The organism is Ancylobacter sp. G4_0304 (genome assembly GCF_047501495.1).
Classification (GTDB): Bacteria; Pseudomonadota; Alphaproteobacteria; order Rhizobiales; family Xanthobacteraceae; genus Ancylobacter.
On record NZ_JAZDRM010000014.1, the window covers coordinates 17,807 to 29,434 of the forward strand.

Genomic DNA, 11,628 nt, shown 5'->3' on the forward strand with positions numbered 1-11,628 from the left:
TCCGGGACACCGTTTCGGGGGCCTTTTTCTTTTGCGGTTTAGTGCGTCTCCTGTTTTGATCCGTTTTTCTGATATTCCTCGTAAAGGCGCTCCAGATTATCAGAGAGATAGGCCCCGAAATCCGAAGCGTCCTTTGCCTTCAGTGCGAGCGTGAACGAGCGACCTGCGGCCTTCGTCACCACCTTCACCGAATCCCCAGCCAGTGCCCAGTCTCGTTCGGTAGGACGAGCGACCACCGGCTTACGAGTTTTCGCCTGCGCTATTCCTTCCAGAACGAGCGCGAAGCGCTGCTCTTGAGGCGCATCCTTGAAGCTAGGCGTGTGCACCAGCTCGACTGCGGCACTGGCCTTCGCGGGATGAAGCAGTTCCTTCTTTAAATGCTCCCAGCGATCACGACCGACTCCGCGCGCAGCGCCTAGCGCGTCAAGCACCGGGGCCGGGACGGCTTCGACAACAGCCAGCATGCGCGAGAGCAAGGTGTCGTCGATCGTCAGCGCACGCTTTATGTCGTCCTTCGATATTCCCGAACGGAGCAACTTCTTCGCGAAAAGCGATTTCTCAATGAAAGTCAGGTTGGCGCGAGCCGTATTTTCCTGCCCCTGCGCAATGACATGAGCGATATCCGCAAGCGGCTTCACAACCGCCCTTACCGGTATTCCAAGCTGCCGTGCCGCTTTCGCCCTGCGATGCCCATAAACGATCACGTAACGCTGGGCATCATCCGGATGCGGCCGGACGAGGATCGGTGAGGCCTGGCCGACATCCTTGATCGCTGCGACAAGCGCATCGAATTCATCAGCTTCTTCGCCGATGCGATCAGCGAAAGGGGAGGGATCAAGCAAAGCTGGATCTAGCTGAACGATCGCCTCCCCCTCCAAGAGGCGCATCGAATTCTCCGCCATCTCGTCAAGAGTTTGCATCATGGACCGGGAAGCTCCACGCCGCGCATACTCCGCACGAGACTCCGATGCCGTAGCTACGGGTACCTCTTCCTGTTTCGGATCGGCAAATGACGCCAGTAGGTGTTTCCTAGCCAAGACGCCCTCCCGATACAGGACGCATCCCTTTGCTGTACCTAGACTTTTCGGTGATTTGCACGGCTGTCAAACCAACGGTCACTTTCGCCCCCACGATTTGTGAATTAGCTCAGCGATCTCGCCGTTCACGGCGTTGAGGGATTCGACGGCCCGATCATAGGTCGACCGAGTGAACTGGCTGCGCTCAACCTCGTAAAGCGTTTGCTTGGTGATGCCCGCGTCGGAAATCGCCGTCGATTTGAGCATCTGGTTCCGCAGCATGCGACGATTGAACATCGCCTGCATGAATCCGACCATCTGCGCTTGCGGCCCATCCGTTGGCTCATAGCGCGTGACCAAATATCGGAACCAGTTCAGCCTGACCCGCGCACCAGCACTTTTGATCGACTGAAGAATGCCGCCAAGCATCAGCAGGAACTGGCTCATCGACATGATATCAAGCATCTGCGGATGGACCGTGATCAGAACGGACGTCGACGCGGTCAATGCCGTCAACGTCAGGTAGCCGAGTTGTGGAGGACAATCGATGACCACCACATCGTATTGGTCATCGACTTCCTTAAGCGCCTGAGTGATCCGGGTGAAGAACATCCGCCCCTCTGACGACCCCTTATTGGACGCCGCCAGAGGCGTTTCATACTCGTACTCCTGCAATTCGAGATTCGCCGGCACGATATCGAGGCCAGGGAAATTGGTAGGCCGAATAATCGTTTTGATCGACTTGCGCTGGTCATCGTACCGCAGCGCCTCGAAGAGGGAGGGGTTTTTATCCAGTTCCGGCTGAACCCCATGTAGAGCCGTTAGCGATGCTTGCGGGTCAAGATCAATAGCCAGAACACGGTGGCCGGTAAGGGCAAGATACTGTGCCAGATGCGCGGTCGTCGTGGTCTTGCCGCTGCCACCCTTGAAATTGACGACGGAAACCACCTGGAGTTCATCACCCGGCCGACGATGAGGAACATACCGCTTGATGTCGCTCCGGCCGTGTTTGTCAAGGAAATGGCGCAGTTCCAGCATCTGCGCAGCCGTGTAGCTGCGCCGGCCGGAGGATGACACCTGTGGATCAGGCCCTTTCCCCTCAAGATGAAGCTTCTTGATGTGGTTCTGCGTCACTCCGAGAAACTCGGCGACCTCAACGGATGAGAAAAGGCGAAGCCCTTTCTCCGCATTAGGCGGATACTGCTCCAAGCGCAGCATATTGAGCTTATCGGAGATGAGTTCCCCCTGCTGGAGAATCTCCTCGTCAAAGTCCGTTTCCGTAGGGTGCCCTGTGCTCACTTCCGCCAACTTCTCTAGAATAACGCTTTTCATGCTGCATTCACGCTGAAAGCGTTATTACTATGGTCGATTCGAGAAGGGTCGCAAGCCGTTTTTGGTTAACGAGACCTTAATGCTCAAATCTGCAGCTCCCAAGTCCGCAGGCCATTTCGCTACTTTTTCCGAGACTTACCGTGAGTCGGCCGGAAGCGGCTGCCCCATGGGAACTGCAAATTTGCACCCGCATGCAAGACGATCCGCGCCTCCCGGATCGTCCCCTCGATCCCCCAGGCACCAGAATCACCCGCTGCAAATCTGCACATAGCCGGCCCCCGCCACCGGTGATCTGTCTCCACACAGCCCGTTCATGTGGAGACGTTGATGCGGATTCAGGTTGTAGTCCCGGCCCAATATGAGGCGTACGCCGACCTTCTCGCCCAGATGCGACGCCTGCGCGCCGCGATCTTCTCGGGACGTCTCGAATGGGACGTCATCATCGAGAACGGAGAGGAGCGGGATCAGTATGACGACCTGCGGCCGTCCTACATCCTGGCAGTGACCGCCTCGGGACAGGTTGCCGGATGCTGTCGTCTGCTGCCCGCGGTCGGACCGACGATGCTGGAGCGGACATTCCCGCAACTGCTCGCGAGTGGTTCGCTCGATGCTCACGCGGCGATGGTCGAGAGCTCGCGCTTCTGCGTCGACACCACACTGGCCTCCGATAGGGCAGGGGGGCTGCTGCACGAGACCACGCTGTTCCTGTTCGCCGGGATCATCGAATGGTCGATGGCCAATGGCTACAATGAACTCGTCACCGCCACCGACCTGCGCTTCGAGCGGATCCTCAAGCGCGCGGGCTGGCCGATGCAGCGGCTGGGCGAACCGGTCCGGATCGGCAACACCACGGCGATCGCCGGCGCGCTGCCCGTCGACGTAGCCAGCTTCCGGAACGTGTGCCCGGCTCACTATCGCTCGGAATTCAGCGCAGACGCCCCCGCAACGCTGAGGAGCGCGGCGTGACCCAGCTCCGCTCCCATTCCCGGCTGGTCCGCAAGCTCCAGGAGGCATTGGGCGACCAGCTCTGCGTCGCCCTCGACGACGCGACCGTCGTCGAGATCATGCTCAATCCCGATGGCAAGCTGTTCATCGAACGGCTCGGCCAGGGAGTCGCCGAGGTGGGAGCCATGAACCCGGCCGCCGCCGAGGTCGTGATCGGCAGTGTCGCCCATGCCCTGCAATCGGAGGCCGACGACGAGCAGCCCATCATCTCCGGCGAGCTGCCGATCGGCGGCCATCGTTTCGAGGGGCTGCTGCCCCCGGTCGTGGCCGCCCCCACCTTCACCATCCGGCGGCGCGCCTCCCGGCTGATCCCGCTCGACGACTATGTGAAGGCGAAGGTGATGAGCGAGGCTCAGGCCTCCGTCCTGCGCAGCGCGATCGCCTCGCGGATGAACATCGTCATCTCCGGCGGCACCGGCTCCGGCAAGACCACCTTGGCCAATGCCGTCATCGCCGAGATCGTCGCGGAGGCTCCCGATGATCGCCTTCTCATCCTCGAGGACACCGCCGAGATCCGCTGTCCGGCGGAGAACGCCGTGTGCCTTCACACCAGCGACACCGTCGACATGGCGCGCCTGCTCAAGAGCACGATGCGCCTGCGCCCGGACCGCATCATCGTCGGCGAGGTCCGCGACGGCGCGGCGCTGACGCTGCTCAAGGCCTGGAACACCGGCCATCCCGGCGGCGTCACCACGATCCACTCCAACACCGCGATGTCGGCCTTGCGCCGTCTCGAGCAACTCACCGCCGAGGTCAGCCAGCAGCCGATGCAGGAAGTCATCGGGGAAGCGGTCGACCTCATCGTCTCGATCGAACGCTCGGGCCGGGGGAGGCGGGTGCACGAGATCCTCCACGTCGAGGGCTTCAGCGCCTCCCGGTATCAGACCGAACACTATGGGAAAACCGACGGGGACAGCCATGTCGCGTAGCCTTCACCTTGCCCTCACCGGCGCCGGCCTTGCAGCCCTCGCCGCGACCGCGCTCATCGAGCCGGCCTTCGCCTCTTCGGGCGGCAGCCTTCCCTGGGAAGGTCCGCTCGAGCAGATCCAGCAGTCGATCACCGGGCCCGTGGCCGGCTTCATCGCACTCGCGGCCGTCGCGGTCGCCGGCGGCATGTTGATCTTCGGCGGTGAGCTGAACGATTTCGCGCGGCGGCTGATGTATGTCGTGCTCGTCGCCGGCATCCTGTTAGGGGCCACCCAGATCGTCGCCCTGTTCGGATCGACCGGCGCCTCCATCGGCACACCGGTCGCACCTGCGCAGACGGCGGCTCCCGCGTCCTCCCATGGCGGGGCAGGGGAGGGAACCGATGGCTGACACTTCCAGCCTCGCGCGATCGCGCATCCACCGTGCCCTGTCCCGGCCGAACCTGTTGATGGGCGCCGACCGGGAGCTGGTGCTGCTGACCGGCCTTGCCTCCGCGATCCTGATCTTCGTCGTGCTCACCTGGTACGCGACACTGTTCGGCGTCACGATCTGGCTGGTCGTGGTGGCAGCGCTGCGCATAATGGCCAAATCCGACCCGCTGATGCGACGCATCTATGTGCGCCACATCACCTACCAGTCGCAGTACCGGGCAACCTCGACGCCCTGGCGGCGGTTCTGAGGTCGCCCATGGTTGCGCTCAGATCCTTTCGTCATGCCGGTCCGTCCTTCGCCGATCTCGTGCCCTATGCCGGCCTCGTCGACAATGGCGTGCTCCTGCTCAAGGACGGCTCGCTGATGGCCGGCTGGTATTTCGCCGGGCCCGACAGCGAGAGCTCGACGCCGACCGAGCGCAACGAGGTGTCGCGCCAGATCAACACCATACTGGCGCGGCTCGGTTCCGGCTGGATGATCCAGGTCGAGGCCGTTCGTGTGCCGACCTCGGATTATCCCGACGAGCAGGACTGCCATTTCCCCGACCCGGTGACCCGCGCCATCGACGCCGAGCGCCGGTCACATTTCCAGCGCGAGCGCGGCCACTATGAAAGCCGCCACGCGCTCATCCTCACTTGGCGCGCGCCGGAGCCGCGGCGCTCCGGGCTCACGCGTTATATCTATTCCGACGAGGCAAGCCGCACCGCCTCCTACGCATCAGTGACACTCGATGCTTTCCGGACCTCGATCCGGGAGATCGAGCAATACCTCGCCAATGTCGTCTCGATCCGTCGGATGGTGACGCGCGAGACGGAAGGGGCCGACGGCTTTCGTACCGCCCGATACGATGAACTGTTTCAGTTCATTCGCTTCTGCATCACCGGCGAGAACCATCCCGTCCGGCTGCCGGACGTTCCGATGTATCTCGACTGGCTGGCCACGGCCGAACTCCGGCACGGGCTCACGCCTCTCGTCGAGAACCGCCATCTCGGCGTCGTCGCCATCGATGGACTGCCGGCCGAGAGCTGGCCCGGTATCCTCAACGCGCTCGACCTGATGCCGCTGACCTATCGCTGGTCGTCGCGTTTCGTCTTCCTCGACGAGCAGGAGGCCCGTCAAAAGCTCGAGCGCACACGCAAGAAATGGCAGCAGAAGGTGCGCCCCTTCTTCGACCAGCTGTTCCAGACCCAGAGCCGATCGGTCGACCAGGACGCCATCATGATGGTGGCGGAAACCGAGGATGCCATTGCCGAAGCCTCCTCGCAGCTCGTCGCCTATGGCTATTACACACCGGTCATCATCCTGTTCGACACGGAACAGATCCGCCTGCGGGAAAAAGGCGAGGCGGTGCGCCGGTTGATCCAGGCCGAGGGTTTCGGGGCCCGGATCGAGACGCTCAACGCCACCGACGCCTTCATCGGCAGCCTGCCCGGCGTCTCCTACGCCAATATCCGCGAACCGCTGATCAACACCCGCAACCTCGCCGACCTCATCCCGCTCAATTCGGTCTGGTCAGGCAGCGTCGATGCGCCGTGCCCGTTCTACCCGCCCGGATCGCCGCCGCTGATGCAGGTGGCGAGCGGCAGCACGCCGTTCCGCCTGAATCTCCATGTCGACGATGTCGGCCACACGCTGGTCTTCGGGCCGACCGGCTCCGGCAAGTCGACGCTGCTCGCGCTCATCGCCGCGCAGTTCCGCCGCTACGCCGATGCCCAGGTCTTCGCCTTCGACAAAGGCCGCTCCATGCTGCCGCTAACGCTGGCGATCGGCGGCTCGCACTACGAGATCGGCGGCGAGAGCACCGGAGCAGGGGAGGGGGCTGCGCTCGCCTTCTGCCCTCTCGCCGAGCTGACGACGGAAGGCGACAGGGCCTTTGCGAGCGAATGGATCGAGACCCTCGTCGCGCTGCAGGGCGTGACGATCTCGCCCGACCATCGCAATGCCATCTCCCGGCAGATCAGCCTGATGGCCGGCTCGCGTGGGCGCTCGCTCTCGGATTTCGTGTCGGGCGTCCAGATGCGCGAGATCAAGGATGCGCTCCACCACTACACCGTCGACGGTCCGATGGGGCAGCTGCTCGATGCCGAACAGGACGGTCTGTCGCTCGGCACCTTCCAGTGCTTCGAGATCGAGGAGCTCATGAACATGGGCGAGCGCAATCTCGTCCCCGTGCTCACCTACCTGTTCCGGCGTATCGAAAGACGCCTGACCGGCGCGCCGAGCCTGATCATCCTCGACGAAGCCTGGCTGATGCTCGGCCACCCGACCTTCCGCGCCAGGATCCGGGAATGGCTGAAGGTCCTGCGCAAGGCCAATTGCGCGGTCGTCCTCGCCACCCAATCGATCTCGGACGCCGAGCGCTCCGGCATCATCGACGTGCTCAAGGAAAGCTGCCCGACAAAGATCTGCCTGCCGAACGGATCGGCACGCGAGCCGGGCACCCGCGAATTCTACCAGCGCCTCGGCTTCAACGAACGCCAGATCGACATCGTCGCGAGCGCACTGCCCAAGCGCGAATATTACGTCGCCTCCCCGGACGGAAGGCGGCTCTTCGACATGGCGCTCGGGCCGCTCGCCCTCTCCTTCGTGGGAGCGTCCGGCAAGGAGGACCTTAAGCGCATTCGCGCATTGCACTGCGAACAGGGGGCCGGCTGGCCCCTCTCCTGGCTCCAGCAGAGGGGGATCGCCCATGCCGAAACCATCCTTGCCACCCCATAGATCCCAGTTCGTCCTCACGAGCGCAATCATGCTGTTCATGGCGAGTCTGCCTCGGGAGGCACCTGCCGGCGGTGCAACGGGCGGCGCGACCGAATGGACGCAGCTCGCCAACAATGCCGAGCTGGTGAGCCTTGTCGGCCAGTCCGCCGAGCAGGTGAACAACCAGATCAAGCAGATCTCCCAGCTTGCCGAGCAGATCCAGAACCAGCTGAACATCTACAACAATATGCTGCAGAACACGGCGCAGCTGCCGAACCATGTCTGGGGCCAGGTCGAGAACGACCTGAAGAGCCTGCAGAACGTGGTCTCGCAGGGTCAGGGCATCGCCTTCTCCATGGGCAATGCCGATGACGTGCTGCGGCAACGCTTCCAGAGCTTCGCCGAGATGAAGAGCAGCCTGCCCGATGGCGCTTCCTTTTCCTCCACCTATCAGGGCTGGTCGACCACCAATCGCGACACCATCGCCGGCACGCTGAAGGCCGCCAACCTGACCGCGCAGCAGTTCGGCAGCGAAGAGACCACCATGTCGTCCTTGCGCACGATGTCGGAAAGCGCCGATGGCCAGATGAAGGCGCTGCAGGTCGGACACCAGATTGCGACCCAGCAGGTTGCGCAGATGCAGAAGCTGCGCGGTCTCGTATCCCAGCAGATGACCATGATGGGCACCTGGCATCAGTCCGACCAGGCGCAGAAGGACCTCGCCCAGGCTCGCCGCGAGCAGTTCTTCAACGCTCCCACCCGCGACATTCGCGGCGGGCAGACCATGGAGCCGCGCTGGTGAGCTCCCGTCTTGTCGTTCTCATCCTGCTCGCCGGAGCCCTTGGCCTGTGCGCGACGCTCGCCATCCGGATGGTCGGGCCATCGTCCACCGAACCTGCCCACGCGACAACCGAACCATCGCCACCTCCGGCATCCAATGCTGCACGTCGTGAACATATCGAGCGCTTTTTCGGTGGCGATCCGAACAGGGATGTTCGCGGCGGCCAGGAGATGAAGCCGCGATGGTGATCCCGCGCCCGTGCCGTCTGCTCGAACTCGCCATTGCGGTCGCAGCGATCGTCCTGCTCGCGAGCGCTCCCGCGCTGGCGCAGGAGGGTTCCGTTCTCACCACGCTGGAGAATTCCGTCGTGACCGCGGCCCGCGGCTGGGAAACCACGGTCATGGATGCCGCCCGGTCGCTGTTCTGGATCCTCGCGGGGATCGAGATCGGCATCGCGGCCGTATGGCTCGCGATCAATGCCGCCTCGCTCGACGCCTGGTTCGCCGAACTCGTGCGCCGCATCATGTTCATCGGCCTGTTCGCCTTCATTCTCGACCAGGGCCCGGACTTCGCGAAGGCCGTCGTCGACAGCCTCTTCCAGATGGGCGGCAGCGGAGGAAGCGCTTCGCCCGCCGACATCTTCGATGCCGGTATCCGCGTTGCGTCCAAGATGTCGGAACAGGCCAAGTTCGGCCTGTTCGAGGACAATGCGCTGGCGATCGCCGCCGTCTTCGCCATGGTGGTGGTCGTCATCTCCTTCTCACTGGTCGCCGCGATCTTCGTCGCGGTGATGGTGGAGATGTATGTCGGCCTGCTCGCCGGCATGATCATGCTCGGCCTCGGCGGTTCGTCCTTCACCAAGGACTTCGCCGTCCGCTACCTCGTTTATGCCTTCTCGGTCGGCATGAAACTGATGGCGCTGGTGATGATCGCCAGGATCGGCTCGGACATCCTGCTCGGCCTTGCCGAAGCCCCGACAGCGACCTCGGACCAGTTCATCACCACGCTGGCCATCGCCGGCATCTCGGTCGTCGTCTTCGTCATCGCCATGTATGTGCCGCCCATCATGCAGGGCGTCGTCCAGGGCGCCTCGATCTCCGGCGGCATGGAGGCGATCCGGCACGGCGCACAGGTCGCGACCTTCGCGGCCGGTGGCGCCTTTCTTGGTGCAAGCGCCGCCGGAAAGGGCGCGCAGGCCGCGAGCGATGCCCGGGCCAGCGGCTCCTCATTGGCCGGCGCCGCCCTGCGCGGCATGGCGTCAGGCATTGGCAGCGCCGCGGGAGCGGCCGGCGCGGCGGCAAAGGAAAAAGCGACCGCCGCACCCGGCGCCTATGCCGGCTCACTGCTCGGCCTCGCCAATGCCAAGCTCGACCAGAGCCGCCAATCGGGCGGCACGCGCTCATCCCGCCCCGTCCCGCCGCCGATCGACGACAGCAAATAAGGACACGGTCCGACCATGGCCTCCGGCAATCCACCCGAAAATCCCTACATCGCCGCTCGACAGGAGTGGAACGAGCGCTACGGCTCTTATGTGAAAGCGGCCGCCGGCTGGCGCGTCGTCGGCATCACCGGCATGGTCATGGCGGTGATCGGCTTCTCCTATGCCCTGTTCCAGAGCACGCAGGTCAAGCTCGTTCCCTACATCGTCGAAGTCGACAAACTCGGCTCCGCCTCGAGCGCCGGCTATCCGCAGCAGATCGAATATGCTGATCCGCGCGTCGTGCGCGCGACACTCGGAAGCTTCGTCTCGAACTTCCGCAGCGTGACGCCCGATGCCGTGGTGCAGAAACAGTACATCGACCGCACCTATGCGCATCTGCGCACCTCCGATCCGGCGACCGAAAAGGTCAATGCCTGGTTCCGTTCCTCCTCGCCCTTCGACAAGGCGAGAAACGCGACGGTTGCCATCGAAGTGAACAACATCGTCGCGCTGTCGAACCAGAGCTACCAGATCGACTGGACCGAGTTCGAGCGGGACCGCAAGGGCAAGGAGACCGCGCTACGCCGGTTCCGTGGCATCGCCACCGTCACGCTCACGCCGCCTCAGGACGAGGCGAGCATCCGCCTCAACCCGATCGGCCTCTATCTGCGTGACTTCGATTGGACGGCCCAGCTTTGAAAGGCTCGCACGCGCGCATGCACGAACACCACGCAGCAATCCGGCCTTTTCTGCCGACCACCATCGCCTTTGCCATCATGGCCACCCTCCTGACATCCCCCACCTGCGTGAAAGCGCAGGGCCTCAGCGCCAACGAGGCCAAGGGCACCGGCATTTCGGGGCGCTGGCGGGGCAGCCCCGGCGTGGTCACGCGAGGCCCCGACGGGAAGGTCGTCTTTCTCTATGGCGAGATCCAGCCCTCCGTCGTCTGCTCCCCGCTGCAGGTCTGCGACATCGAACTCCAGCCGGGCGAAGTGGTCCGCGACGTGCTCGTCGGCGACACCGTCCGCTGGAAGGTCGAGCCGGCGACCTCGGGAGCGGCCGATGGTCAGGCGATCCATCTGATCGTCAAGCCGTCGGAACCGGGGCTCGTCACCTCAATGGTGGTGACGACCTCACGCCGCACCTACCACATCCAGCTCAAATCGCATCAGAGCCAGTACATGGCCCGCGTCGGCTTCGCCTATCCCGAGGATGTCTCCACCAGAATGGCGGACATCAATGCCCGGATCGAGGCCAGCACCATCCCCGGCGCCGGCGTGCCGGCCGAGCAGCTCCAGTTCGAATATTCGGTCTCCGGCCGGGCCGGCTGGCGGCCGAGCCGGGTCTATAGCGACGGGCAGAAGACCTACATCCAGTTTCCGCGCTCGATCGCCGGCCAGGATGCGCCGGTCCTCTTCGTGACCTCGGGCGGGCAGAGCCGCATCGTCAATTACCGCATGAAGGGCGACATGATGATCGTCGACTATCATGTCGACAGGGCCGTGCTCGTCTCGGGTGTCGGCTGGAACCAGGAGAAGGTGACGATTCGGAGGGGTGGCTGATGCTCCTTTCTCCCAGATTGCGTTCCCTGGCCGGCGCGGCAGTGCTCGCGCTTGTCCTTGCCGGATGTCAGACCGCCGGACAGGGCAGCCTCATTGCCAGCGACGCACCCACTGACGTGTCCGGTCCTGCCGCAAGCGCCATCGCCGGTGAAATGGTGAGCCGGCTGGCCGAACAGGTCGGGCCGGGAACCGCCACGATCGCGCTCAAGCAGGATGGTTCGCCTTTCGGAGAAGCTATTGAGACCGCCCTGAAGGGCTGGGGCTATGCCGTCGTCACGGACCAGAAGACCGAGGGCGACACGAGCATTGTCCCGCTTGCCTACATGATCGTTCCCTTCGAGGGCCAGGTTCTGGCCCGGCTCTCGACAGCCGATGTGGAACTCGGGCGGGCCTATAGCGTCACGGCGGCCGGCGCTACACCGGCGAGCCCGGTCTCCGTCATGCGGCGCGGATAGG

At 63.8% G+C, this 11,628-nt stretch carries 13 protein-coding genes; 11 read left to right on the forward strand and 2 right to left on the reverse strand.

All coding sequences use genetic code 11. The features are described 5' to 3' along the window. Positions 1 to 38 precede the first annotated feature (38 nt). Positions 39 to 1,037, reverse strand: a complete 999-nt coding sequence (repB, locus tag VRZ77_RS09870) for a plasmid partitioning protein RepB (RefSeq protein ID WP_414592482.1) — start codon at positions 1,035 to 1,037, stop codon at positions 39 to 41. Between the two features lie 78 nt (positions 1,038 to 1,115). Further along, entirely contained in the window at positions 1,116 to 2,348 is a 1,233-nt protein-coding gene (gene repA, locus VRZ77_RS09875; RefSeq protein ID WP_414592483.1) for a plasmid partitioning protein RepA, read from the reverse strand. A 327-nt stretch (positions 2,349 to 2,675) separates the two neighbouring features. Here repA and traI point away from each other — a divergent pair, with 327 nt between their 5' ends. From traI to trbH, 11 genes are read left to right on the forward strand one after another with little or no spacing between them, the layout of a single operon-like run. Continuing rightward, positions 2,676 to 3,314: an acyl-homoserine-lactone synthase TraI gene (gene traI / locus VRZ77_RS09880; RefSeq protein WP_414592484.1), complete on the forward strand. Its 639-nt coding sequence runs from the start codon at positions 2,676 to 2,678 to the stop codon at positions 3,312 to 3,314. After that, entirely contained in the window at positions 3,311 to 4,282 is a 972-nt protein-coding gene (gene trbB, locus VRZ77_RS09885) for a P-type conjugative transfer ATPase TrbB (protein ID WP_414592485.1), read from the forward strand. Before traI ends, trbB begins: the two co-directional genes overlap by 4 nt. Further along, entirely contained in the window at positions 4,272 to 4,670 is a 399-nt protein-coding gene (locus VRZ77_RS09890) for a TrbC/VirB2 family protein (protein ID WP_414592486.1), read from the forward strand. Before trbB ends, VRZ77_RS09890 begins: the two co-directional genes overlap by 11 nt. Then, entirely contained in the window at positions 4,663 to 4,959 is a 297-nt protein-coding gene (locus VRZ77_RS09895) for a conjugal transfer protein TrbD (protein WP_414592487.1), read from the forward strand. Before VRZ77_RS09890 ends, VRZ77_RS09895 begins: the two co-directional genes overlap by 8 nt. 8 nt (positions 4,960 to 4,967) lie before the next feature. After that, a complete protein-coding gene (locus tag VRZ77_RS09900; RefSeq protein WP_414592488.1) occupies positions 4,968 to 7,430 on the forward strand; it encodes a conjugal transfer protein TrbE in 2,463 nt (820 codons plus the stop codon). Between the two features lie 28 nt (positions 7,431 to 7,458). Beyond that, positions 7,459 to 8,211, forward strand: a complete 753-nt coding sequence (gene trbJ, locus VRZ77_RS09905; protein WP_414592489.1) for a P-type conjugative transfer protein TrbJ — start codon at positions 7,459 to 7,461, stop codon at positions 8,209 to 8,211. Further along, on the forward strand, positions 8,208 to 8,438 hold the full coding sequence (gene trbK, locus VRZ77_RS09910) for an entry exclusion protein TrbK (protein ID WP_414592490.1): 231 nt from the start codon (positions 8,208 to 8,210) through the stop codon (positions 8,436 to 8,438). Before trbJ ends, trbK begins: the two co-directional genes overlap by 4 nt. Beyond that, on the forward strand, positions 8,432 to 9,631 hold the full coding sequence (gene trbL, locus VRZ77_RS09915; protein WP_414592491.1) for a P-type conjugative transfer protein TrbL: 1,200 nt from the start codon (positions 8,432 to 8,434) through the stop codon (positions 9,629 to 9,631). Before trbK ends, trbL begins: the two co-directional genes overlap by 7 nt. A gap of 15 nt (positions 9,632 to 9,646) precedes the next feature. Beyond that, positions 9,647 to 10,309, forward strand: coding sequence for a conjugal transfer protein TrbF (locus tag VRZ77_RS09920; RefSeq protein ID WP_414592492.1), 663 nt, complete (start codon positions 9,647 to 9,649; stop codon positions 10,307 to 10,309). Between the two features lie 17 nt (positions 10,310 to 10,326). Beyond that, positions 10,327 to 11,172, forward strand: a complete 846-nt coding sequence (gene trbG / locus VRZ77_RS09925; protein WP_414592493.1) for a P-type conjugative transfer protein TrbG — start codon at positions 10,327 to 10,329, stop codon at positions 11,170 to 11,172. Then, positions 11,172 to 11,627: a conjugal transfer protein TrbH gene (trbH, locus tag VRZ77_RS09930; RefSeq protein ID WP_414592494.1), complete on the forward strand. Its 456-nt coding sequence runs from the start codon at positions 11,172 to 11,174 to the stop codon at positions 11,625 to 11,627. The genes trbG and trbH overlap by 1 nt, the downstream gene beginning before the upstream one ends. Position 11,628 lies beyond the last annotated feature (1 nt).